The sequence below is a fragment of the Gemmatimonadota bacterium genome (assembly GCA_009835325.1).
Taxonomy (GTDB): Bacteria; JAAXHH01; JAAXHH01; order JAAXHH01; family JAAXHH01; genus JAAXHH01.
The window spans coordinates 26864-51750 of record VXWP01000080.1 but is presented as its reverse complement, the minus strand read 5'-3'; the positions used below and the strand labels follow the sequence as shown (position 1 = coordinate 51750).

At 63.6% G+C, this 24887-nt stretch carries 22 protein-coding genes and 1 tRNA gene; 8 read left to right on the top strand and 15 right to left on the bottom strand.

Annotation, left to right across the window (positions count from 1 at the left end; all coding sequences use genetic code 11):
• Positions 1-21: 21 nt before the first annotated feature.
• Complete coding sequence (locus F4Z81_10395) at positions 22-912, bottom strand: diacylglycerol kinase family lipid kinase (GenBank protein MXW05462.1); 891 nt, start codon at positions 910-912, stop codon at positions 22-24.
• Between the two features lie 244 nt (positions 913-1156).
• On the opposite strand from F4Z81_10395, the gene F4Z81_10390 reads away from it, so the two are divergent.
• Together F4Z81_10390 and F4Z81_10385 are read left to right on the top strand one after the other, a co-directional pair.
• Positions 1157-1942, top strand: coding sequence for an SDR family oxidoreductase (locus F4Z81_10390; protein ID MXW05461.1), 786 nt, complete (start codon positions 1157-1159; stop codon positions 1940-1942).
• A gap of 54 nt (positions 1943-1996) precedes the next feature.
• Complete coding sequence (locus F4Z81_10385; protein MXW05460.1) at positions 1997-2902, top strand: AEC family transporter; 906 nt, start codon at positions 1997-1999, stop codon at positions 2900-2902.
• Between the two features lie 50 nt (positions 2903-2952).
• Here the strand turns inward: F4Z81_10385 and F4Z81_10380 are convergent, their stop codons facing one another.
• From F4Z81_10380 to F4Z81_10370, 3 genes are all read right to left on the bottom strand, one after another.
• The gene (locus F4Z81_10380; GenBank protein MXW05459.1) at positions 2953-4284 is read right to left on the bottom strand and encodes a 4Fe-4S binding protein; all 1332 of its coding nucleotides are present in this window, start codon (positions 4282-4284) and stop codon (positions 2953-2955) included.
• A 122-nt stretch (positions 4285-4406) separates the two neighbouring features.
• Positions 4407-5681, bottom strand: coding sequence for an NAD(P)/FAD-dependent oxidoreductase (locus tag F4Z81_10375; protein ID MXW05458.1), 1275 nt, complete (start codon positions 5679-5681; stop codon positions 4407-4409).
• Positions 5682-5694: 13 nt separating this feature from the next.
• Positions 5695-6495: a 2OG-Fe(II) oxygenase gene (locus F4Z81_10370; GenBank protein ID MXW05457.1), complete on the bottom strand. Its 801-nt coding sequence runs from the start codon at positions 6493-6495 to the stop codon at positions 5695-5697.
• Between the two features lie 204 nt (positions 6496-6699).
• On the opposite strand from F4Z81_10370, the gene F4Z81_10365 reads away from it, so the two are divergent.
• Positions 6700-8121, top strand: a complete 1422-nt coding sequence (locus F4Z81_10365; protein ID MXW05456.1) for an amino acid permease — start codon at positions 6700-6702, stop codon at positions 8119-8121.
• 110 nt (positions 8122-8231) lie between these two features.
• Here F4Z81_10365 and F4Z81_10360 read toward each other — a convergent pair whose 3' ends face one another.
• Positions 8232-9866: an AbgT family transporter gene (locus F4Z81_10360; protein MXW05455.1), complete on the bottom strand. Its 1635-nt coding sequence runs from the start codon at positions 9864-9866 to the stop codon at positions 8232-8234.
• A 100-nt stretch (positions 9867-9966) separates the two neighbouring features.
• On the bottom strand, positions 9967-10884 hold the full coding sequence (locus tag F4Z81_10355; protein ID MXW05454.1) for a TIGR01777 family protein: 918 nt from the start codon (positions 10882-10884) through the stop codon (positions 9967-9969).
• 222 nt (positions 10885-11106) lie between these two features.
• Between F4Z81_10355 and F4Z81_10350 the strand changes: the two genes are divergently transcribed.
• A complete protein-coding gene (locus F4Z81_10350) occupies positions 11107-11574 on the top strand; it encodes an SRPBCC family protein (GenBank protein ID MXW05453.1) in 468 nt (155 codons plus the stop codon).
• Positions 11575-11634: 60 nt separating this feature from the next.
• On the top strand, positions 11635-12966 hold the full coding sequence (locus F4Z81_10345) for an HlyC/CorC family transporter (protein ID MXW05452.1): 1332 nt from the start codon (positions 11635-11637) through the stop codon (positions 12964-12966).
• Between the two features lie 51 nt (positions 12967-13017).
• Here the strand turns inward: F4Z81_10345 and F4Z81_10340 are convergent, their stop codons facing one another.
• Positions 13018-13998, bottom strand: coding sequence for an aldo/keto reductase (locus F4Z81_10340; protein MXW05451.1), 981 nt, complete (start codon positions 13996-13998; stop codon positions 13018-13020).
• On the opposite strand from F4Z81_10340, the gene F4Z81_10335 reads away from it, so the two are divergent.
• From F4Z81_10335 to F4Z81_10325, 3 genes are read left to right on the top strand one after another with little or no spacing between them, the layout of a single operon-like run.
• Positions 13997-15373: an amidohydrolase gene (locus F4Z81_10335; GenBank protein ID MXW05450.1), complete on the top strand. Its 1377-nt coding sequence runs from the start codon at positions 13997-13999 to the stop codon at positions 15371-15373. The two genes, F4Z81_10340 and F4Z81_10335, sit on opposite strands and share 2 nt — an antisense overlap.
• Positions 15370-15765 carry a Rieske (2Fe-2S) protein gene (locus F4Z81_10330; protein MXW05449.1) on the top strand — a complete coding sequence of 132 codons (396 nt, stop codon included), beginning with the start codon at positions 15370-15372 and terminating at the stop codon, positions 15763-15765. The genes F4Z81_10335 and F4Z81_10330 overlap by 4 nt, the downstream gene beginning before the upstream one ends.
• Positions 15762-17516 carry a peptide ABC transporter substrate-binding protein gene (locus F4Z81_10325; GenBank protein ID MXW05448.1) on the top strand — a complete coding sequence of 585 codons (1755 nt, stop codon included), beginning with the start codon at positions 15762-15764 and terminating at the stop codon, positions 17514-17516. The genes F4Z81_10330 and F4Z81_10325 overlap by 4 nt, the downstream gene beginning before the upstream one ends.
• Here the strand turns inward: F4Z81_10325 and F4Z81_10320 are convergent.
• The 8 genes from F4Z81_10320 to lgt form a co-directional block, all read right to left on the bottom strand.
• Entirely contained in the window at positions 17500-18765 is a 1266-nt protein-coding gene (locus F4Z81_10320) for an alanine--glyoxylate aminotransferase family protein (GenBank protein MXW05447.1), read from the bottom strand. The genes F4Z81_10325 and F4Z81_10320 overlap by 17 nt on opposite strands.
• 21 nt (positions 18766-18786) lie before the next feature.
• Positions 18787-20499, bottom strand: a complete 1713-nt coding sequence (locus tag F4Z81_10315) for a peptide ABC transporter substrate-binding protein (GenBank protein MXW05446.1) — start codon at positions 20497-20499, stop codon at positions 18787-18789.
• Positions 20500-20555: 56 nt separating this feature from the next.
• Positions 20556-20639, bottom strand: a tRNA-Leu gene (locus F4Z81_10310).
• Positions 20640-20687: 48 nt separating this feature from the next.
• Positions 20688-21059: a preprotein translocase subunit SecG gene (gene secG, locus F4Z81_10305; protein MXW05445.1), complete on the bottom strand. Its 372-nt coding sequence runs from the start codon at positions 21057-21059 to the stop codon at positions 20688-20690.
• 44 nt (positions 21060-21103) lie between these two features.
• A complete protein-coding gene (locus F4Z81_10300) occupies positions 21104-21844 on the bottom strand; it encodes a triose-phosphate isomerase (protein MXW05444.1) in 741 nt (246 codons plus the stop codon).
• A gap of 63 nt (positions 21845-21907) precedes the next feature.
• Positions 21908-22939, bottom strand: coding sequence for a 6-phosphofructokinase (locus F4Z81_10295; protein ID MXW05443.1), 1032 nt, complete (start codon positions 22937-22939; stop codon positions 21908-21910).
• 77 nt (positions 22940-23016) lie between these two features.
• A complete protein-coding gene (locus F4Z81_10290) occupies positions 23017-23745 on the bottom strand; it encodes a ComF family protein (protein MXW05442.1) in 729 nt (242 codons plus the stop codon).
• 271 nt (positions 23746-24016) lie between these two features.
• Positions 24017-24850 carry a prolipoprotein diacylglyceryl transferase gene (lgt, locus tag F4Z81_10285; protein MXW05441.1) on the bottom strand — a complete coding sequence of 278 codons (834 nt, stop codon included), beginning with the start codon at positions 24848-24850 and terminating at the stop codon, positions 24017-24019.
• Between the last annotated feature and the right edge of the window lie 37 nt (positions 24851-24887).

Genomic DNA, 24887 nt, shown 5'->3' with positions numbered 1-24887 from the left:
GAGCGGGATTCCGAATGCCGCTCAGGCCTGGGGGACCGGACAGGCGACCCGCAGCGCGCCGGGTGCCGCGATGATCTCCGCCGGCGTCTCGCCCACGGGCTCGCCGTCGGCGAACAGTACGACCGGCCGCTCCGTTTCCATGCTCAGGCTGCCCGTCCTGTATGAGAAGACGTCGGGGTGGGTCAGGTGTCCGCCCCAGTAGACCCGGGGAAACACGCGCAGGATACGGCCCGCGCTCATCATGCGCACGAGGCAGATGTCGAGGGCACCGTCCGCCGGGCTGGCGTTCGGCGCGATCCTGATCCCGCCGCCGTACGTGCTGGTATTCCCGGTGGCCGCGAGCAGGACCGTCTGGTCGATGGTGCCAAAGTCCCCGGTCATGCGCAGGGCCACGCCGCGATAGACGCGCAGCATGCGCGCCAGGCCCCACAGATAGGCCGCCGTGCCCTTGAACGGGACCTGCCCTTCGTACACCAGCCTGGCCACCTCCGAATCGAATCCCAGCGTCACCACCGTCGCGAAGTACCGGTCGTTCACCCTGCCCAGGTCGAAGGGACGGACATGGCCCTGCAGCAGGACGGATGCGGCCTTCTCGGGTGCGGACGGTATCTGCATCGCCCTGGCGAAATCGTTGCCGCGTCCGCAGGGCAGGATGCCGAGGGCGACGTCCGTTCCGGCCAGCCCGTTCACCACCTCGTGGACGGTTCCGTCGCCCCCGCATGCGGCGACACATGCATATCCCGCGTGCACCGCTTCCGCCGCGAATGCCTCCGCTTCGCCCCGGGCTGAGGTAGGGCGGATCTCGACGTCCGCAAGTTTCGCGGTCAACAGATCCCGCACCCGCTCCGCGTATCTCAAGCCGCGTCCACTGCCCGATGTGGGATTTGCGACGATGAGCGTCTTACCGGTCATTTACTTTCTCCAGACAATGTTGACTGCGCCGACCCTGCACACGGCGCGACACATCCCGGGACCCGGATACGCCCGTCGGGGCCCCGGGCCGAACATCTTGACAGGGGCCGGCCCCCGTCTTAAGATAGTGGGCTGGCCGGATAAAGCCAATGCAACCCATTGGATTGACGGTCGCGAGGACGTGGTAAATCGCGCAAGAACTTATACCGCTCAGGACGCAGACGTCCATCATCCGGACCACGGTATGACTGACTACAGAAGCCTCTTCGATTTGACCGGCCGCAATGCGCTGGTCGTCGGCGGTGGAAGCGGCATAGGCAGGAGTTCGGCCCGGTGCCTGGCCCAGTTCGGCGCCCACGTGGTCTGCGCGGATGTACGGCAGGAAGCGGCGGAATCCGTCCTAGAGGAGATTCGCAAGGACGGCGGATCGGCCGAAGCGGCAACGCTGGACATGTGCGATACGGACCATATACAGCGCGTGCTCGACCGGATTGCACCCCCGGACGTCCTCGTCAGCACGCCCGGCGTCAACATTCGCAAACCGCTCCTCGAGTACACCGACGAGGAGTACGACCGCGTCGTCGACCTCAACCTGAAAGGCACCTTCCGCCTGGTGCGCGAAGTCGCCCGGTCCATGTCCGAGAACGGAGGGGGCAGTATCATCGTCTTCTCGAGTATCCGGTCACAGGTCGTAGAGCCCGGCCAGGGCGTCTACGCCGCGACGAAATCCGGCGTGGTGCTCATGATCCGCGCGCTGGCGGCCGAACTCGCCGACCGGGGCGTGCGGGCCAACGCCATTGCCCCGGGCGTGGTGGACACGCCGCTGACTGCCCAGATCAAGCAGCATCCGGAATGGTACGGCGCGTACGCCGACAAGACGATGCTCCGGCGATGGGCCAGGCCCGAAGAAATCGCGGGCGCCGTCCTCTACCTGGCTTCGGACGCCAGTTCCTACACCACCGGTTCCGTCCTATTCGTCGACGGCGGGTGGACGGCGGCGGACGGCCGCTTCGATCCCTTCGGCGGCTGACGGCCGAACGACGCACGCGCGCGAGTCCATCCGAATCCCATCCCCGGCGACCCAATGCCATTCCTGAACATCCTGCTCGACATCATCGCCCCGATTTTCGTCCTCATCTCCCTCGGTTATCTGTTTCAAAAGAAATGGCATTTCGATATGCAGGCCCTGACGCGGATCCTGCTGTACCTGGTCATGCCCGCGACCCTCGTCGTATCCCTGACCCAGTCCGAACTCTCCGCCGATTTCGTCTGGGATACCAGCGTGTTCTGCCTGCTCATGCTGGTCGCGCTCTATGTCCTGAGCCTGGCCGGTTCCCTGATCATGCGGTATCGGAAGGACATGAAGCAGGCCTTCAGCCTGTCGGTGATGTACTACAACAGCGGCAACTATGGCTTTCCGGCAAGCGAACTGGCCTTTCCCACCCTGGGCCTGGCCGTGCAGTCCATCGTCCTGGCCGTCCAGAACTTTCTCGTGTTCACCCTGGGGCTGTTCTTCGTCTCGGTCGGCCGTATTTCGGCCCGGAAGGCGTTCCTGCAGTCTTTCAAGATGCCCTTCGTATACGCGCTGATCCTGGCCTTCGCCATCCGGAACTTCGGCCTGGAACTTCCCGGCTTCGTCTGGCTTCCCATCGAATACCTGGCCGAGGCGCTCGTTCCCATGGCCCTGGTCACCCTGGGCATGCAGCTGGCCAGGACCCGCATCACGGACGCGTGGCAGGCCAGCCTGGCGTCCCTCGTATGCCGCCTGGTGATTTCCCCCCTGATCGGCTACGGACTCGTGCTCCTGCTGGACATCGATCCCAGGATCGCCTCGATCCTGGTGGTGTCCACGAGTTATCCCACCGCGATCAACACCGTGCTGATCGCCATGGAATTCGGCAGCAGGGAGGACTTCGCGGCAAACGCCGTGTTCCTGTCCACCGTCTGCAGCATCGTCACGGTCGCGGTGGTGATCTTCCTGGTCAGGTGAGTGCCGGCCGGGCCGGTATGCACGCCGGCCGGTCGTCGGGTGTCTCCGCCTCAGACGTATCCGTCGCGGTCGCCGTACACCCGGGCGCCCTTGCTGACGGCCGTAGAAAGAGCACCCAGCGGTTTGTCCGACCCGGGGTACCGGTCGCCGTGGGACGTGCCGTTCTCGAGCTTGAGCACGCCGCGGGGACATACGGCCGAACAGACCCCGCATCCCACGCAGGAAGACCGGACGATGTTCTCGCCGCGTTCGGCGTAGGCGCGCACGTCGATGCCCATTTCGCAATAGGTGGTACAGTTGCCGCAGGACATGCACTGGCCGCCGTTGGTCGTGATGCGGAAGCGGGAGAAGAACCGCTGGATGATACCGAGCACTGCGGCCATCGGGCATCCGAATCGGCACCAGACCCGGTTTCCGAGGACGGGATAGAACCCCACACCGATGACGCCCGCGAAGACGGCGCCGATATAGAAACCGTACCATTGCTGCAGCGGGGCGGAAATGCTGCTCAGTGCGCCTTCGGACGTGCTGCTCACCCAGAGCACCGCCGTCGTCAGGATGATCAGAAGCAGCACGGCGTAGATGATCGCCCGTTCGATCTTCCACGACACCGTCGACTTGGGCGTCAGGTGCCGCCACGGATCGCCGAGGGTCTCGGCGAGTCCGCCGCAGCCGCATACCCACGAGCAATACCACCGCTTGCCGTAGTAGTAGGTCAGGACGGGCGTGGCGATGAAGGAGCAGACCGCGCCCCAGAACACCATGAAAGAACCCAGTGCGCCCGGACTGTTGACGAGGTAATCCACGGTGCCGGGAAACAGGTAATCGTACTTCAGCGGCCAGAAATAGCTGAAATAGAACTCCGGTTCGTTCAGAGCGCGGAGTAAATGGGGCAGGACGAAGGCCAGCACCAGTTGAAAGAACATGACCGAAATGGTCCGGATGATGTGGTAGCGGTTGTGGCGGTACCGCATGAACATGCGGAATCCGAAGAGCACCACGGCCATGGTGTAGAGAAACCCGTAGAGAAACCACTGGTTCGCCGGTTGTCCCGACAGGGCCAGCGACAGCGGCTCGACGAGCGCGATGGCGCGCGCCAGGTATTCCGGCCACCAGTACAGCACGACGTAGAATCCGGTGAGCGCGATGCCCAGCGCCCAGGCGATCGCGCCGCGGTGCGTGGTGTTTCCGAACATGATGCCGTCGTGCTTGATACCGGGCACGGTATCCTTGTAGGCGAACCAGGCATAACCGATCGCACCGGACGACAACAGGCCGAAGGAGAGCAGGAAGGGCATCCAGGTGCCCGCGAGGGGCATACTGCCGAGCAGGGAGACGGCGAGGGCGAGGCAACCCAGTCCGATCACGCCGGCGGAGACCATCAAGCCCGGGTTCCTCGGTGCTTCGGCCGCGGAGGCGGGCTCGCCGAAACCGTCGGCCTCTTCGTCGTAGAAGTACGCAATGGTCTCCGGGTCGATCAACGTCGTTCCAGCGGGCGTTGTGCTCATGCGAGTTGCTCCTTTAACGAGCGAACGATTTCCGTCTCGTGGTGGACGAAAAACTCCGGATCGAAGTTGGCTTCCTCCATGTGGTCCAGGACGTACTCCAGAGTGCGCCGCTCGGCGATCCAGCGTTCGCACACCTCGTGGCGGGCGCGTATTCCCATGAAATTGAAGGCCTTGATGCAGCCGTCGGCGCCGACGACGCGGACGGCGTGGCGGTGGGAGGGATGTTCCCAGTAAAGGTGCTGCTCGCCGGGTTGGGGCGTGCTCAGTATCATGCCGTAGGTCTGGTACTCCAGGTCGAAGAACTTGGCCGAATTGAACCAGATCCCCGGATCGTATGCCGTATCCTCCCCGGCCAGCACCTCACCGGCGGCCTTGCCCTGCTTCTTGCCCGTATACCAGACCTGCTGGATCAGGTTGCGGCCTCCGTTCCGGCTGACGATTTCCGCGCAGTCTCCGGCGGCGTAGATGTCGGGGATGTTGGTGCGGAAGGAATGGTCAACCAGGACGCCCCGGCCGGTTTCGATGGGGGTCGACTTGACCAGGTCCGTATTGGGTGAAACGCCCGGCGTCAGGCCGACGAGCTGGCAGTCGATCCGGTCGTCGAATTCGGTGACGACCGCTTCGACCCTGCCCGAGCCGTCGTCCACGATCTCCTTCAGGTTGGTCTCCCGGATCAGGCCGATGCCCTGCTCCTCGATCAACCGGTTGATCATGCCCGACTCCTCCATGGGCAGGATGTTGCACCAGTAAGACGGCTCGCGGATGAGAAAAGTGACGTGGATGTGCCTCGAGTGGAGCATCTCGGCCAGTTCGATGCCGATCAGCCCTCCGCCGACGATAACCGCCTGGCGGGTCCGCTCCACGTTCTTGTACAGCTGGCGCAGGTCTTTCAGGTTGTACAGGCCCTGAACGCCCTCGAGATCCTGCCCCGGCCAGCCGAACTTGTTCGACTTGGCACCGGTGGCGATCAGCAGCCGGTCATAGGGCAGCCGTCCGTTCCGGTGCAGCACGAGCTGCTTGTCCTCGATATCGATGCCGGTGACCCAGTCCCTGACCAAATCCAGGCGCTGGTCGCGCCAGAAACGGTCCTCGAAGGGCTTCGTCGCCTCGTAGGTCATGTGCCCCATGAAGATGTACATGAGGGCGGGGCGGGAATAGTGGAAAGCCGATTCACCCGATACCAGCGTGATCTTCCAGTCCGGCTGGAGCTGCCTGAGCCGCGTGGCGGCCGTTACGCCGGTTACGCCGTTCCCAACGATCACGGTGTGCAATGGTCCGCCTCCCTCAGGCCGTGCGTCCATAGAAAAGCTCCTGTACCTCCCGGCTGTTGCGGACATTGGGCCGGTCCTTGTAGCAGAACACGGCGACGTACCGGGTCAACGGCCCCTCGACGGGAGTCACCTGGTGCATGGACCGGGAGCCGACGAAGAGGATGAGCGTGCCGGGTTCCACCGCGAGCGTGCGAATGTCGGAGTAGCTGCCGCGCAGCACCTGGTCCACGATCTCGTAGCCGTCTCCGTCCGCGGGACGCACGTCCGGGGCGTACTCGAAAACGCCGCCTGTTTCGGGCGCCTGCAGCATCAGGGTGGTCGTCGCCTCGGATTCGTCGAAATGCCAGCCGTGATTCTGCCCCTCGCGCATGACGTTTACAGTCAGCGCGGCCAGCGGGTCCGCCATCCGGTAGTAGTGTTCCTTGCGGAGTACGTCGGCGACAAAGGTCAGGAGCGGATCCCAGACGTACAGGCGGTGCAGGCTGTCGGTGGGTCGGAACTGGTCGAAGGCGACAGAATCCAGTTCCGTAGCCTGGGGCCTCCGCCGCGGGTGGTCGGGCGGAAAGGCGTCGTCGTGTTCTTCCAGGAAGACGTTATGGGGTTTCCGGCATGTAAAGGCGTCCGGGGCGGCGCGGTCCACCTCGGCCACCATGCGCACCCGCGCTTCCTCCGTGACGAAGCCCGGCAGCAGGCAGGCACTTTGCGCCGCCAGGTCGTCCCTGCATCTGGCGACCAGCGTGCGGTACGCGGCCGATCCGGGCCGGTGAATGGGGTAGGTCGTGGCGTCGATGAGTTCCATCGCCGAATCGTTCAACTCGGGGTTCCCTTTCCGCTTTGCGGACCTGCCGGTTCCGACTGGTCCTGTCTGGTCTCGCCCGGTCCTGCCCAGTCCCGTCTTGACTTCGGCGGATCGTACCGGTAAAATGGACGTTCGTTTTCGACTTCTCCTTGCCCGCGCCAGCGATAACCGCACCCGTTCGATGCGGCTGCCCCGCGGAGCGACTTCTACCCTCAATATATGGCAATTCCGAGCGATCAAAAAGAAAAGACTGGCCTGGTCCGCCAGCTTGGCCTTTTCGACACCACGATGATCATCATCGGCATCGTGATCGGATCGGGGATCTTCCTTACGACCGGCCTGATGGCCCGGGGCATACCATCCGCGTCGCTCATTCTCCTTGCCTGGCTGTTCGGTGGCCTTCACGCCCTCGCCGGCGCGCTGGCCTACGGTGAGCTCGGCGCCGCCATGCCCCGTGCAGGCGGCCAGTACGTCTACCTCCGGGAAGCCTACAGCCCGTTCTGCGGATTCCTGTTCGGGTGGGTATCGTTCACTATGTACCTGACCGGCATCATCGCCGCCCTCGGCGTGGGATTCGCCGAATATGCGGGCTATTTCATCCCCGCGCTCGGGATGACCAACGTATTCTTCGAAACCGAAATCGCCCTGCCTGGCTGGACCTTCCCGTACACCCTCTCCGCCGGGCACCTCACCGCGCTCGTCCTTGTCCTCCTGCTCACGGTGGTGAACTACCGCGGCGTGACCTTCAGCAAATACATCACCAACATTTCCTCGGTGATCAAGATCGCCGCGCTCGGGTTGTTCATTCTGTTCGGGCTCTGGGCCGGGTCCACACACCCGATCGACTTTCGTATCAATGCGCAGGGGATCGACTTCGGACAGCTGGTGGTCGCCTTCGGCGTCGCCCTGATCGCCGTGTCCTGGGCCTTCGCCGGCTGGGAGGAGGTCACCTTCGTCGCCGGCGAAGTCAGACAGCCCGGGCGGAACCTGCCGCGGGCCCTCGTTATGGGCACCGCGACCGTCACCATCGTCTACCTGCTGGTAAACTACATCTACCTGAAAGCGTTGCCTGTGGGGGAAATGGCCGGGGTCGTCCGGGTCGGGGAAGCTGCCGCCAACGTGCTCTTCGGCGAAACCGGCGCCATACTGCTGTCGGCCGCCGTGGTCGTGTCCATCGTCGGCGCGCTGAACGCCACCGTCCTGGTGGGGCCCCGCGTCTATTTCGCCATGGCGAGGGACGGGCTGTTCTTCAGGCGTGCGGGATCGGTACATCCCAGGTTCCGCACACCGGGGCCGGCGGTGTTGTTACAGGCGGCCTGGGCGTGCGTGCTCACCCTCAGCGGCACCTTCGAAGACCTGATCACCTTCGTCACCTTCGCCAATCTCATGCTGTGGATCGCCGGCGCCGCCGCGGTGTTCACGCTTCGAAGGAAACGGCCCGATCTGCCCAGGCCCTACCGCGCCTGGGGCTACCCGGTCGTTCCCCTGCTGTTCATCGCGGGTTCCGCCGGGATTCTCGCCAACATGCTCTTCGAGACGCCCGTCGAGTCCATCGCGGGCCTCGCGTTGACCGCCCTGGGCATCCCCGCTTACCTGTTCCTGTGCCGCCGCAAGCCGGCGCCGTCAGCACCGGACGAATAGTCCGGGCCTCCCGCGACTGGCCGCCCTATGGACGTCAGTCGCAGTTTCCGGTACCACCTGGCAGCCTCGTCACGGCTGCCTCGTCACGGCTGCCTCACGATGACTTCCAATCAGGGTACGTAGACCAGTCCACCCGCGGGGCCGAGGGGGATGCCCATCGCCATCCAGGCCACGAGGAGAACCGTCCAGATGACGGCGAATACCACGGTATAGGGAAGCATCGTGGAGATCAGCGTGCCCATGCCCCCTTTGGGTACGAACTGGCGCATGAAAACCAGGATGATCACCAGGTAGGGGTTCAGGGGCGTGATGATGTTGCTGACGGAGTCACCGATCCGGTAGGCTGCCTGCGTCAGTTCGGGACTGATGCCCACCATCATGAACATGGGTATGAAGATCGGTGCGAAGAGGGCGTACTTGGCGGACATGGAGCCAATCAGCAGGTTGAACGCCAGCGTGACGAGGATGAAGGCTATCATCAGCATCCACGCCGGCATCTGCGCCTGGCCGAGTGCCTGGCCGCCGGCCATCGCCAGCATCTGGCCGAGTCCCGAATACTGGAAGTAGGCGATGAACTGGGCGGCGAAGAAGGCCAGGACGATGATCGGGGCCATGGTGGCGATCGTTTCGATGAGCAGCCGGGCCGCGTCCTTGTCGTTCTTTATGGCGCCTACCGAGATCCCGTACACGATGCCGGGCAGGATGAAACAGAAAAGCAACAGGGGCACAATGGCCTCCACCCACCGGTCGAACAGACTGCCGGTGCCGTGCAGCGGAGCGCCGGGCCACAGGATCATGAATACGATGGCCGAGAATATCAACAGGAACGCCAGGGACGCCCGGGCCATGCCCCGCTTCTCCACGGCGGTCAGGGCGTGTTCTTCCGGACCGGCGGACGACGCAGGCGCTGGTCCGCCCTCCTCGGGCGGCTTGCCCGCCAGGCGCCGTTCGACGAACCAGGCCGTGACGAGCCATCCCGCCAGCGTCATGATCACCGTCGACACGATCATGAAATACCAGTTGCACGTGGCGGCGACCTGGTAGGCCGCGTCGATCGTCTGCGCCCCGGCCGTGGAAAGTCCGGCCAGCAGGGGATCCAGGCCCGTCACGAAGAGGTTGGCGTTGAATCCCGCGGACACGCCCGCGAATACGGCGGCAAGGCCGGCCAGCGGCGACCGGCCGACCGCCTTGTACAGTGCGGCCGCGAGGGGCGGGAGTATGACGTATCCTGCGTCTAGCGTCATGGACGACATGATGCCGATGAAGACCATGGCCGGGGTCAGCAACCGGCCCGGGACCGCCAGCATGAACGCCTTGAGCAGTGCGCCGATCATGCCGGTCCGCTCCGCCACGCCGATGCCCAGCATCCCGACCAGCACGACGCCGAGGGGCGGAAACCGCATGAAGTTCTCCACCATGTTGGCCACGACCCAGAAGAGGCCGTCCCGGGTAAGCAGGCTGGTGGACCTGAAGGTCTCGCCAGTCTCGCGCCATTCCACGCCGACAGATCCATCCTGCAGGACCACCTGTTCCGGCAGGCGCTGGACCACGGTCCACTGGCCGCGGGCCGCGATGTCGGAGAGGACGATGATGAACAGGGCGCCGATCAGGAAGAGCGTCGCCGGATCCGGCAGGCGATTCCCGACCCGCTCGATGGCGTCCAGAAATCCGCCTGAAGCCGCTGCGCCAGCAGGTGCCGGTTGATGCTGCGCAGGTTGTTGCTGTTTCCGACTGTCGGTATTCATGGCCCTTCCGTGGCGTTTTTGGTGGCGAGAGGCACCGCCGAGGCGAGAGGCACCGCCGTCGCGGGAGGCGCCGCCATCATGGTGATTCGGTCCGGGCCGCTCAGTGCGCGGGGCTCGAAGGCTTCGTCCGCAACAGGTCGTTCAGCGCAGCCTCCAGGTCCGCATGCTCGAACTGGAAACCCGCTTCCCGAAGCCGTTCGGGTTCGACGCGCGCGCTCGCGAGCAGCAGGTCGCTTCCCATCTGGCCGAACAACAGGCGGACGGCGAAGGCGGGAACCGAAAAGGGGGTCGGACGATGTAGCACCCGGCCCAGCGTCCGGGTAAATTCCGCATTGGTGACGGGTTGTGGAGAAACCGCATTTACGGGACCGGCCAGCGCATTCGATTCCAGGGCGTAACTGATGACGGAAACCAGGTCGTCCCGGGTGATCCAGCTCATGTACTGGCGCCCGTCCCCGACCTTTCCGCCCAAAGCCAGCCTGAAGGGCGTACGCATGGCGGCCAGCGCGCCGCCCTCCGGGGTCAGCACCATGCCGATGCGGAGGTTCACGACGCGGATCCCGGCGTCTCGGGCCGGTTCCGTCGCCGCTTCCCAATCCCTGCTCACCGCCGGCAGAAACCCGTCCCCCGGCGGCGATGCCTCCCCGAGCGGTACATCGCCGCGGTCGCCGTAATAACCGGTGGCCGACGCGCAGACGATAACCGAAGGTGGCGAGGCCATCCCGGCGAGAAACGTGCACAGGTTGCGCGTGGGGCCGACGCGGCTGTCCCGGATCCGGGCCTTCTTGGCCCCGGTCCACCGTCCCAGGATCGACTCGCCCGCCAGATGGACGACGGCGTCAATGGAACCGGAATCGTCCCATTCAATACTGCCTTCTGAGGTGGACCAGTAGACCGCCCTGTCGCCGGCCAGGTCCCTGGACCGGACCAGGCGCAGGACGCGATGGCCCCGCTGCTCGAGGCAGGGGATCAGCCGGCGGCCGATCAACCCCGATCCGCCGGTAACGAGTATGGTCATAGTGTGGCGAAAGTTAAAACCGGCACGGCAAGGTGTCAAGGCCGGGGAGACCGCCCGGGTAATGTGGTTTGACTCGCTTCAACGATTCCCGTAGTATCCAGATAGCGCGGCCTTAGTTCCGTGCCCGCCGTCCGTCGGCGCCATGGGCCGGCCACCCGTCGGCGCCATGGATCAGCCGCGCCTTGACGGGAAGGGAAACCTGGACTGGAGCGCCGAATTCCCATGCATGTCTACCGGTTGAAACGCACGCAGATCCTGCCCGTATCGCTGGATGCCGCCTGGGATTTCCTGTGCCGGCCCGAGCACCTGCGCGACCTGACCCCGCCGGGTGTCCGGCTGACCGTGACTTCCGATCTCCCGGACCGCATGTACACGGGTCTCATCATCACGTACCGGCTTGGACTCTACTCGATGTTTTACTTTAACTGGGTAACGGAAATCACTCAGGCAGAACCACTTAGCTACTTCATCGATGAACAGAGATCGGGGCCGTACAGGTTCTGGCACCACGAACACCGGCTGCGTTCCGTGGAGGGCGGAGTGGAAATGAAAGACCTGGTTCATTATGCCTTGCCATTTGGTGTGCTGGGCCGTATGGTACATGCGGCGATCGTGAAGAACCAGCTCAACGCCATTTTCGACTACCGGCGCGAAGCCCTCGCCGATAGATTCGGTCGTCCCGTGCACTAAGGGTTCATTCGCTCCCAACGACCAACACAGACTGACTTCTCTCCGTAAATCCCCGGTACCATGAACGACCTCATTATCGTACTTCTGCTGGTCGCGTTCAACGGCTTCTTCGTAGCCGCGGAATTCGCCCTGGTCAAGATCCGGATGGCCGAAATCGAGGTCATGGTCCAGGATGGAAGCCGAATCGCGCAGACCGTACGGAATATACTTCAGAACCTGGACACCTATCTTTCCTCGTGCCAGCTGGGGGTAACGCTTGGAAGCCTGGGCCTGGGCTGGTTCAGCGAACGGACGGTGGCCGCCCTGCTTGAACCGCTCGTGCTTTCCCTGGGTTTTTCCGCGGCGACCGCCCATCTCATCGCGATCCCGCTCGCCCTCGTGGTGATGACTTTCCTGCTCATCACGGCCGGCGAGCTCGTGCCCAAGTTCGTCGCCCTGCAGAAGTACCGGCAGGTGGCGCTGGTCATCGGCATTCCCCTCGTCCTGTTCTACAGGGTGTTCAGGCCCTTCATCTGGCTGCTGAACGTAAGCGCGAATCTCATGCTCCGGTGCCTGGGCATCCGGGTGATAGACGCGCACGGCGAATCGTTCACCGAATCCGAACTGCGTATCGCCCTGGTCAGCATGGTGGCCGGGGGGCACGTTTCACGACGGGAACGCCGGATCATGGAAAACGTGCTCGACCTCGAGGAAAAGGTGGCCCGGCGCTACATGCTTCCCCGCAATCAGATCGTGTTCGTGAACCAGAACGACCCCACCGAAGAGAAACTGCGCGTCGTCGCCGAGTCCGGACACACGCGCTTCCCGCTGTGTGACGAGGATCTGGACCAGATCATCGGGATCATTCACGTCAAGGACCTCATGAAGGGCCTTTACGACGAAGACCAGTTCGCCTCCCTGGAGAGTATCGCCCGCGAACCGCTGTTCCTGCCCGAGACTATCCGCCTCGACGCACTGCTCCTGGAGTTCCAGCGGCGCAATTCCGTACTGGCCGTCCTGGTGGACGAGTTTGGAACGGTTTCCGGGATGATCACGCTGGAGAACGTACTGGAAGAACTGGTAGGCCCGATTCAGGATGAATTCGACAGCGAGGCGCCGCTCATCGTGCGGACGGGACCTCACCGGTTCGAGGTCGATGCCAGTTGCCCCGTCGACCAGGTCGTCCGCGCCTGCGGCCTGGAACTGCCCGACGAACTGACTTCGGATACCACGGGCGGGGTCATGACCGAACTGCTGGGCCACATCCCCAGGCAGGGGGAACAGGTCCGTGCCGGCACCCACCTGATGACGGCGCTGCGCGTGGAGCCGACCCGCGTCCAACGGCTCAGGATCGATCGCATGGCCGGCATGACCGACGCTGCGGAAACGGATGCGGGAACCGGTAACGGGTAAGGGTTACGCTTTCGCATGTACAGGGAGGGGATTCGTTCCAAGGTGATCGCGCTACTCGACCTGTCCGAGCCGGTCCGGGGCGGAAGCCTCGTCCAGTCTGCTTCGCATCTCGGGGGGCAGATGCCAACCCGCACCGCCGCAAACCTCTTCCACGTGCTCCGGTAGATCGGGTCCCGTCATGGCGGCCGTCACCTCTGGATGATCCAGGATCCACGCGAAGGCGACCTGCGCGGGGGTCCTGCCGAGCTCCGCGGCCACGTCGATCAAGGTGGCGACCAGATGATCGACGGCCGGAGTCATGATCTTCCTGAACCGATCGATTTCCTTCGCCCAGACCGAGCCCGCGGGGGGATCCCCGCCCCGTCTGCACCGGCCCGTAAGCAGGCCGACGGCGATGGGGCTGTACGTCATCATCCCCAGTCCATGCCGGCGGCACCGGTCGAGCAGTTCGGTCTCCACGCCGGATCGATGGATCAGGTTGTACTGGTTCTGCAGGCATACCGGTGTCGCGAGGCCGTGCCTGTCGGCCACCCACAGCGCTTCGACGACCTGGGCGGCCGTGTAGTTGCACATGCCGACATACCGGGCCTTGCCCTGCCTCACCACGTCGTTCATGGCGTCCAGGGTCTCGTCCAGGGGCGTGCCGGGATCGAAGTGGTGCAGGAGATAGAGATCGATATGATCCAGCCCCAGGCGCTTCAGCGAGCGGTCGATCTCCCGCATGATATGATAGCGGGAGGTGCCCTTGTCGTTCGGCCCCGGCCCGATCTCGCTCCAGACCTTGCTGGTGATCACCAGGTTGTCCCGCTTGTCCTTCATGGCGGCCAGAGCCTTGCCCAGCACTTCCTCGCACCTGCCACCGAAGTAGAAGTTCGCGCAGTCGATGAAGTTGATCCCGAGATCCACCGCCGTTTCGATCGTGCGTAAGCAGGTTTTCTCGTCCGTCCGGCCGGCCCAGAAGCCCCGGAACGCCGTACCGAGACAGATGGGGGACACGCGCACGCCGTAGCGGCCGAGTTGCCGGTATTCCATGTGTTCCTCTCCGATTTCGGACGCGGCTGGAGGCCGGAACCGTCCCGGTTGCGCCGCTGCCACTTGTGTCGCAGGAATGAAGCGGTATGGCAATGTATCGTCTGGTCATCAAATACAAAGCACAATCTTCTACACGTCGCATGATCAACTTGACAGGACCCCGGGACGGCGTATCTATGGCAGTAACACGTTTCCGGACTTCCGCCGGGTTCGATCTCCTCCGGGTTCGATTTCCACCGGGTTCCAGGCGAGGTGCCACCAGATCATGTCTGAAATCGAATCGAAAGCCGCCAGCCCCATCGGTCTCATCGACTGCGACCTGCATCACGGTGTCGTGGAAATCGAAGATCTCTTCCCTTACCTCCCCGGCCACTACGTGGAGTACGTGAAGGACTTCGGGTCCATGATGCCCGGCCTTGTCTATACCAATCTCCCCAAAGGCGGCTGCCGCGCCGAACTCTGGGAGCACACCGAAACCCATCCGAGCAGCAACATCGAGCTGGCCCGCAGGCACCATCTCGACGAATACGGCATCGACGTCGCCCTGTTGACGGGGGTTACGGTGTACGGAGCGGCGGTGCACCCGGACGCAGACTTCGGCGCCGCAATGTGCCGGGCCTTCAACGACTGGACCCTGGAGACCTGGATCAAGGCGGACGGTCGATTCCGAGCGTCGGTGGCCATCGCACCGTCCGATCCGAAGCAGGCGGCCGCGGAGATCCGGCGGATCGGCAGTCGTCCCGAAGTACTCCAGGTCATCATGCCCGCCGGGGGGCGCATGCCTTTCGGGAACCGGTTCTACGACCCGATTTACGAAGCGGCGCAGGAGTGCCGGCTTCCCATGTGCGTGCACTTCGGCGTGGAGGGCGCGGGCTTTGCCAATGCCCCCACGGCGGCCGGATATCCCTCTTACTACCTGGAAATGCGCATGGCCCGGCCCCAGATCGCTATGGCGCACGTCTCGAGCCTGATCTGCGAAGGGACCTTCGAGAAATTCCCCGGGCTGAAGTTCCTCTTCATCGAACACGATACCTTCTGGGTACCGGGGCTGATGTGGCACATGGACGCCGACTGGAAGGCGGTCCGCGACTACACGCCCTGGGTCAAGAGGCCTCCGAGCGAGTATATCCGTGACCACGTCAGGTTCGGATGCCAACCCATGGAACAGCCGCCGACCCGAAAGGACCTCAAGACCTTCCTGGAATGGCTGCACGCGGACGAGATCCTCGTGTACGCGAGTGACTATCCCCACTGGGACTGGGAATCGCCGGACTCGGTGCTTCCCGGCGTGGATGCGCGGCTTAAGGACAGGGTATTCGTGGAGACGGCGCGGGAGCTGTACGGCCTGGACGAACACGGGAAACCCTGCGAATGAGCCGCCGTTACGTGGTATCCGCCGTCGAAGACCTTCCGCCGGGTGAACGCCGCATCGTCCCCGAGGGCGGACGCGGCGGAATCGGCGTGTTCAACGTCGGCGGCCGGTACTACGCCCTGCGGAACCGTTGCCCCCACAAGGGCGGGCCGCTCTGCCGCGGCCGCCTGAGGCCCCATGTAACGGCGGATGAGGTTTACTCGGTCGAACAGCACGAGAAGCAGGTCCTGAAGTGCGCCTGGCACCAGTGGGAATTCGACCTCGCCACCGGCCGGGCGCTCTACGATCCTGCGCTGCGGGTCAAAACTTACCGTGTGGAGATCGAAGAAGGTAATGTGATCCTGTACCTGGATGGACCGGAATCACCTGCTAGGGAAGAAGGGGACATCCCGTGACGGTCCGGTTCGTCTTTGCGCTCTTCTCCGCGGCATTGATTGGCTGCACGGCCGCATTGGCCTGGCCGGACGCGGATCTGCCCGCGCCTTACACCAATTCCATCGGCATTCCGATGCCACCCGACGCGGCCCCGCCCGAGTACCAGGTCTTCACCAGTTTCAAGGCCGAGAACCGCTACCTGGACATGGCCACCTCTCACTACCAGGTGATCGGCCACGACTACGCCCTGGTCAACGAACCGCTGGTGCGCATGGACCGGGACTACAACCTGCTGCCGGCCGCCGCGACCCGTTGGGAGGTATCCGGCGACGGGCTCACCTGGACGTTTCACCTGCAGCCCGATCTGATCTTCGCCGACGGTCATCCCCTCACCGCCCACGACTTCGAAGACACCTTCAAACGGTGGGCGGACCCGGCCACGGGATTCGATTTCGAATGGTTCTACCGGTCGATCAGGAACTGGAGCGAGGTCGTCGCCGCCAAACTGCCGCCCGATTCCCTGGGCGTCACGGCGCTGGACGATCACACCATCGCCTTTGCAACCGAAGATCCCACGCCCTACCTGCCCCTGATCCTGACCTTCAGCTGGGTAACGCCCACGCACCTTTTCGAGAAACACGGTCCGGGCTGGTCGACACGGCCGGAAACGCTGCTGGGCAGTGGCCCTTTCAGGCTGTTGGAATGGTCGAAGCTGGACCGGATTGTGCTGGCGCCGAATCCCCACTACCGGGGACCCCACAAACCATATCTCGAAAAAGTGGTCTCGAAGCTCTTCAATGCCGCGGTACCTCCGCCGATGTTGTCGTCATACGAGGCGGGCGCGGTGGACCTGGCCTCCCTGACGAACCAGGCGGAAATCAACCGCGTTAAGCACGATGCAGGGCTCAGTGACCAGCTCGTCACCTATTCGGCCTTCGGGACCACCTACCTGATGATGGACACCTTCAAGCCGCCTTTCGACGATCTCCGGGTGCGGCAGGCGTTCAGCCACGCCATCGATACCGAAGCGCTGGTCGCGTCCGCCCTCCAGGGCGTCGCCGTTCCCGCGGTGTCCATGTTGCCCGACGGGTTTCCCGCGGCAAACACCCGGGTACTTGCGCCCGTTCAGCGATACGATCCGGGCCTGGCGCGCCAGCTGCTCGCGGAAGCCGGCTATCCGGACGGAAGAGGGTTTCCGCATACGGTGATGTGGATCAGGGGAGCCAATCTACAAGGAGGACAGGCGCCCCAGGCGGTACAGGCCATGCTGAAGCGCAATCTGAACCTGGATATCGGCGTGCAGAACACCGAGGCCAAACTGTTCATGGAAACCATGTACCAGGGGAACATCGCCTTCGCCATGATCCCCTACGGGTACGACTACATGGATCCCAGCAATCTGCTCGGTATCTGGCTTTCGACGGGCCGCCATGCCTGGTTCAACCAGCGCTTCGAATCCGTCATGGCGGAGGCCAATCACCTGATCGGCGACCCGGAAAGACGATTAGCGCTCTACGAGGAGGCCGAACGCATCGTGGTCGAGGACGTGGCCGGCGTGTTCCTGTGGCACAGTCAGCACAACGAGCTGTGGAAGCCTTATCTACGCACCGAAGCCCTCGAGCGGAACGAGCGGGGTGGTTACGCGATTCGTGTCGACAAGCATCTCAACCTCTCGACGACGCTATACGTCACGGAGGAGGCCGTGAGAGACGGGGCCGCCGAGGACCGGGAAGAGGGATTCTGGGACTGGCTCTTCAGATCCGGTCGTTGAAGATCTGCGCGTGCTCGAAAACCTCACGGGCCGCAGATACGCCTGAGCCCTCCTTCATATCCCATCCCATCTTCTTCAAGACCTGCTCCAATGCCGTTATCGTTCGCAGCACATGCTCCGGTACGGCCATGAACCCCATGGTGCCGATCCGGGCAAGGCTGCTGAGTGCGATGCCGTGTTCTTCGAAGAGGATCCTATTCAGTTCGGTCGCGTCGAGGTGGTCCGGCAACGCGATGCGCGTCGCCACAGGCGCGGCCGACGCCTCCGTCGCGGCCACGATGCCGAGACCCAGGGCCCGCAACGCCGCGTGTACCGCCCTGGAAGCAACGTACTGGCGGCAGTAGACCTGTTCCGGTCCCTCGTCCATGATGGCCTTCAGCGAGGCGTGCAGCCCAACGACCAGGGTGTAAGACGCATGGGGGCCGTGGACGGGCCAGTCCCGCGGGTGGGGTTTGCGTGCGCGCGGCACGGCGCCCTTTTCGAGCGTATCGTACCCCATCGCGGCGCCTCCCTCCATGCCGTAGCGGCGCCAGGAATGGAGATCGAGGCACATGGCGCGCGGTGCGTTCCGCAGGTTTTCGATCTTGTCCCAGGCCTTCTCGCTGGCCACCACGATCGCCAGGCCCTGGGGCGCGTTCAGGCACTTCTGGGTCGTGGTGACGAGCAGGTCAATCCCCCAGTCGTCGACGCGCACCTCGACCCCTCCGAAAGAAGACACGCAGTCCACCATGTAGATCACGTTGGGAAACTCGTGCTTGAGCATGCGCCCGATGGCCTCGATCGGATTCAGCGTGCCGGTCGTGGTCTCGCAGTGGACCAGCGCGACCTGTCTGATATCCGGGTCGCCGAGCAGGTGTCGACGAATCGTGTCCGGGTCGACTGACTGCCCTTCCTCGAGGGCGATCTCGGTCGTATCCCCGCCCGCGAACCTGGCCAACTCCGTCAGCAGCCGGCCGAAGACACCGGTCTGGACCGTAAGCACGCGGTCACCGGACTCCACGGTGCCGAGCATGGCCGCTTCCAGTCCGTACACGGCGGACCCCGGTATGAGCATGGGGCCGTTTCCGGTGTTCAGCAGCCGCTTGAGCATGAGACAGGTCTCTTTTTCGATCTCCGGGTAATGGGCGTAGTAGACCGGCTCCGCAAGCTGCTTCCCGATGGCCGCGAGACAGGCGGGCGAGAGGGGCGTCTGCCCGCAACTCATATTGATGCGCTGTTCCACGGGAACGGCTGACTGTTCACCATTCATGCCGCGCCTCCCTGTCCGTCTTCAATGATCACCAATGTAGACTTCGGTCCACATCAGGCTTCCCACCGTCCCGTCGGGACGTCTGGAGTACCCTTTCAACCAGGGCTTGCGCAGGCCATATCCGATGGGATGATAGACGAATGCACCGCCGTAGTCGGACACCAGGATTCGCTCAGCGTCCTTGTATATCTCCGTGCGCCGTGCGGGGTCGGATTCCCCGACCGCCCGGTCCACGAGATCGTCAAAGGCGGGATGGGTCCAGTCCTGGCGCTGCGCCCCCCTCGGCCTGGAATGCCAGGTCATGTCCAGCATGTTCCTCGGGTCCAGATAGTCTGCCCCCCAGGCGATGAATCCGAAGGGAATCTGCCAATCGAACAGGGCGCTCATGTAGGAACCCATATCGGCGCTGCGGAAGGTGATGTCCACCCCGAGATGGTTCCGCAACATCCCCTGGACCGCCTCTGCGATTCTGCGGGTAATGGGATTAGGCGCTCTCAACCAGGTTTCGATGGTCGGGAAGCCCCGTCCCCGCGGATAGCCGGCCTCTGCCATGAGCGCTTTGGCCCGTTCCGGATCGAAACCCTGTATCGGCTCGTATACCGGCCCCGCGTAGGCGTCGAACCCGGGTGGAATCATGGAGTAGGCCGGGATACCGGCACCCTGGAGAATCACGTCGCAGATCGATTTCCGATCGATAATCCGGGTAAAGGCTTCACGGACGCGGACATCATCGAAGGGCGGTTCCCGGGACCTGAAAATAAAGTACCAGGTCTGGTAGCTCGGCGAACGGACGATATCCCTGCCGAGGCGCGGGTCGTTCCGGATGCGTTGTAGTTCTGCAAGGTCGACCGCCTCCATGTCCACTTCGTCGTTCTCGTAAGGCAGTACGTTGGCCGCCGCCGGCTCCCGAAACAGCTGGACGACCTGTTCCAGAAAAGGTTTGTGGGGACCGTTGTACATGGGATCCGGCACATACTTGATGTGACTTCCGGAGACCCACTCGGACAGTTTAAAGCCGCTGTTGGTGACGATTTTGCCCTGCTCGGTCCATTTTCGGCCGTACTTCTCCACGGCCCAGCGCGGTGCCGGGAAGGTATCGGGGAAGGATACGATGTACAGCAGGTAGGGCGTCGGCTGTTCGGTCTCGATGACCAGGGTCAGGTCGTCCAGCGCGCGTACGCCCAGTTGCGACACGTCCGCGATCCGCCCCTGGTTGATCGCACGCGCGTTCTTGAAATCGTAGTAGAAATTCGCATAGATGTTCGCCGACGCGGGATCGATGTTCCGACGGAACGTGTACACAAAATCGTGGGCGGTGACGGGTCGTCCGTCGCTCCACCGGGCGCCGGGCCGCAGGTAGAAGGTCCAGGTCAGGCCGTCCTCGGAACGCTCGTACCGCTCGGCCGCACCCGGTATGGGCTGCATGAACTCGTCGCGCCACATCAGCATTTCGAAGGGCCTCATAACCAGCCCTTCGTCGTCGTAGGGATGGATGCCGGAGTCAATGCTGCGCGGCTCCATGTTCATCACGCGGATGACTTGCCGGGACAGGGGCGCGGCATCGGGAGGCATGACCTTGCCCACCGAATTCGTACGTGGTTGCTGGCCAGGCTGACCAGGCTGACCAGGCTGACCAGGCTGACCAGGCTGGCCAGGCTGACCGGAAGATACGGAGACGACGGCCAGGACTGCCAGGCCGGCGATCAGGGAGAACAGCATTCGCGCATGGCGCATGGGACGCCCTCCGGATTCACGAGGACGGAGATGTACAACTGAAATGAAGGAAAGGATGCCGAAGCGCGGATTCGAACCGCGACGGGATTTCTCCCACTGCCCCCTCAAGACAGCGTGTCTACCAATTCCACCACTTCGGCGTCATGACGACCGGCCGGCGGCTGGACCGCCTCACAATGGTCGATGGATTAAGGCGTGGACCCTGGATCCCCGGGCGCGGGGGGCAGGCCCGATTCCGCGTCGGGCAATCCCTGGGCAGGGGACGTCTGCTGGTTTCTCAGTGCTTCATCCCGGATGATGCTTCGCGTGCCTTGCGTATCGTCGGGCAACAGGTTCAGGCCGATGACAATCAGCATATAGAGCGTCGCCAGCACGGTGGTCACCTTGCCCAGGAAAGTCGCGGCGCCCCGGCCGCCGAACATCTGGCCGGCCATGCCGCCGGTGGGTCCGCCCGCGCCGAAAGCGCTGGACAGGCCGCCGCCCTTTCCCGACTGCAACAGGACGGACAGGATCAGAACGAGACAGACCAGCACATGTACTGCAACCACGGTGGTAAACACGGTATGTATCCTTCGCTTGGCGACCGGTGTCCGGTCAGGTATTGCTAGCCGCCCTTGATGCCCAGTCCGGCCCGGATGATAGCCTCGAATGACGAGGCGTCCAGGCTGGCACCACCCACGAGCGCTCCGTCGATGTGCGGCCGGTTCATCAACGCGCCCGCGTTTTCAGGTTTGACGCTGCCTCCGTACTGAATCCGGATCCGGCCGGCGAAGTCGTCGCCGAATAACCCCGCGATCACCTTCCTCAGGTGACCGTGCACCTGGTCTGCCTGATCGGGAGTAGCCACCTTGCCGGTCCCGATCGCCCAGACCGGTTCGTAAGCCAGGACGAGACCGTCGGCCGTCCCGGGATCCGTACCGGAAAGACCCGCTCGTACCTGTTCGCCGACTACCTCCTCGGTACGGCCGGCTTCCCGCTCTTCCAGCGTCTCGCCGACGCACAGGATCGGGGTGAGACCCGATGAAATCGCCGATCTCACTTTGCCGTTGACGGACGCGTTCGTTTCATCGAAATAAGTCCGCCTTTCGGAGTGCCCCAATATAACGTACCTGCACCCCGAAGTCAACAGCATTCTGGCCGACACTTCCCCCGTGTACGCGCCTTCCGGGGCGTCGTGCATGTGCTGGGCGCCCAGCGAGATGGAACTGCCGGAAAGCTGCGTGGCCGCCACGGTCAGATGGGTGAAAGGCGGGCACAAAACCAGGTCCGCGGCCAGGGCGAGCGATTCCGTGCGTTCCATCACCTCGGCGACCAGCGAAGCGCCTTCGACCAGGTCGGTATGCATTTTCCAATTGCCGGCGATAATCAGCCGGCGCGCCGCCGTTTTCAAAGCCACTCCGTTGACAGGCTAACCGAAGAATACCTGAGCAATGTCATAGAGTTCCATGTCGACCGTGCGGATCCGGCCGGTCACTTCGGACAGCGGCACGCTCTCGATCCTCGAGCCCTTCAACGCCACCATCTTGCCGAAATCCCCGTCGTGCACCAGGTCGGCCGCGGTCACGCCGTACCGCGTCGCCAGGACGCGGTCGTAGGGCGTGGGCGAACCGCCGCGCTGAATGTATCCCAGGATGGTCACCCTGGTTTCTATGCCCGCCCGTCGTTCGATCTCGGCGCCGACCACTTCTCCGATACCGCCCAGCCGCACGTGACCGAATTCATCGACCTGATCATCCTGGGTCACCTGGCCCGGAGTGTCCTTCATGGTGAAACCTTCGGCGACCACGACGAGGCTGAACGTCTTGCCCCGGTCGATGCGCTGCTGGACGAGCGCGCAGACCTCGTCCAGGTCCATGGGGACCTCGGGAATCAGGATGCAGTCCGCCCCTCCGGCGATACCCGACTTGATGGCGATCCACCCCGTATGCCGGCCCATCACCTCGATGACCATCACCCGGTGGTGGGACTCCGCGGTGGTATGGAGCCGGTCGATGGCGTCAGTGGCGATCGTGACCGCCGTGTCGAAGCCGAAGGTCATGTCCGTCCCGACGATGTCATTGTCGATCGTCTTCGGCAGGCCCACCATGGGAATGCCGGCTTCGTTCAGCGCGGCCGCGGCACCCAGGGTGTCCTCGCCGCCGATGGCGACGACCGCGTCCAGGCCCAGATCCCGGACGTTCTCCTTGATCCGGTCGATGTTGCCTTCGTCCTTCATCGGGTTGGTCCTGGAGGTGCCCAGGATGGTTCCGCCCCGGTGCAGTATGCCGGATACGGAGACCAGGCTGAGCGGACTGGTATCGTTGTTGATCAGTCCGGCCCATCCATTGCGTATGCCCAGGACCGTCGAGCCATAGGACTTGATCGAGCGCCTGGTCACCGCCCGGATCGCGGCGTTCAAACCCGGGCAATCGCCGCCGCCCGTCAGGATACCGATATGCATTTGAAGTCTTCTCTCCCGCATGCAGGTGATACGAAGGGGCCGGGTTGCCCGCGGCGCCGGCGGTGATTCGGAGGTACTCAGGCGCGCGCGACGGTCAGGGCGAACACTCTTCCGGCTCCTGCCTGGAGCAGGGTCCGGGCACAGCTGTTTATCGTTGCCCCCGTAGTGAATATGTCGTCGACCAGCGATACCGTGGCGCCGTGCACCACATCGGGCCGGGCCACTTCGAACACCCCTTCGACGTTGGCCATCCGCGCTTCGGGACTCAGCGAGGTCTGCGTCGGTGTGTTCCGGTTACGCCCAAGCACGTTTTCCAGCACCGGAATGCCCGTTACGTCCGATATGCCCCGGGCGATGCACGCGCTCTGGTTGTAGCCCCTTTCCCGCCTTCTGAGCGGATGCAGGGGCACGGGCAAAACGCCCGTAATATGTGGTATCCCCGGTTCCTGTTCAACCCTTTTTGCCAGCAGGGATCCCAGGAACCGCCCGATCCCGGGGCGGTTCCGGTACTTGAGCAGGTGGATGAGATCCTGAAGCGGCCGGTTGAATACGAACGGGGAAAACGCGCCTTCGAAATAGAATGTGCGGCCCGTGCAGGCCGGACAGGAGGCCACCTGGGTGTGCAGTGGTTGGCCGCATCGTTCGCAGTACGGCGCTTCGATCGAAAGCAGTCCCGCTCCGCAATCTTCGCAGACGGCGCGCCGTTCGTCGAAGATCCGGACCTTGCAAAGGACGCAGCACGGGGGATAGACCATGTCCAGGGCCGTTCGGCCAGCCGTACGCAACGTATGGGCAAACAGGGCCATAGGTCTCTTTCAGACCGGCTCGTACCATGATATGAACGATCGACACCCGCGAGCGGGCGCGCATTGAAACCCCCGGACCCGTCGAACCGGTCGGACCGGACCATGCCGCAGTCCGGAAGTCCTTACCTGTTATCAGTATGAACAGTCGGGGTTATGCTCGGATTTTAAGCGCGTAGGGACCGGAATCGTACGGCCTGCATCGGCGCGGCTGCCGCGTAAAGAACCAATACGAGCGGCACGGCCGCCGCGTAAACCGCCGCGTAAAGAACCGCTACCCGCGACGGGACCGGCTTCGCGACGAGCGTTGCCGCGCACGGTTCCTCGTCCATCCCAGGAGGAGGAGTCCCAGGCCGATCAGCACGAGGCTGATCCCCTGGTTTACGGACAGGGCCATTCCACCCAGGCTGCCCAGGGTCATGCTCGATTCATAGTACCTGAAAAGATCGACGAAGAACCGGGTGACGGGTTCGGCGATCAGCAGCACGGCGAAGAGGAATCCGTCGTATCTCGGCTTGCGGTCCAGCCACATCAACAGGCCGAAAAGACCAAAGCCCAGCACCGCGTTGTAAAGTTGTGCGGGATGCAGGGCTACGTCCGGGTAGAACGAACCCGCAGCGCTGAATGCCGGGAAGACAACGCCCAGGGCGGACTCGGTGGGCAGTCCGAAACAGCAGCCGTTCATGAAACAGCCGACGCGGCTTATGCCGATGCCGAGCGCGATACTCGGCGCAAAGGCGTCGCAGGCCTTCCAGATGGACAACCGGTTCACCCGCAGGTAGAGGATGGAAACCAGGACCGCCGCGATGAACCCGCCGTACATGGTCAGGCCGGTCAGGCCGATCGAACCGGAGCTCTGAAAGGGACTGATGATGTCGAGCGGGTTCGCGCTGAACTCGTTCCAGTGAGGTATGACGTACATGATCCTGGCGCCGACGATACCCGCGAGCATGATGAGCAGGCTCATGTTGATCATCTGGTTCTGGTTCAGGCCGCGCGCCCTGGAACGCCTCAGTGCCAGTAGAATCCCCGCGATGAATGAAACGGCCAGCAACAGGCCATAGGTGCGTACGGTGAACGGACCGATCTCAAAAAGGATGGGATACATGGACTTTCCTCGTTCGCGGCGTTAGCCGGCATTCAGG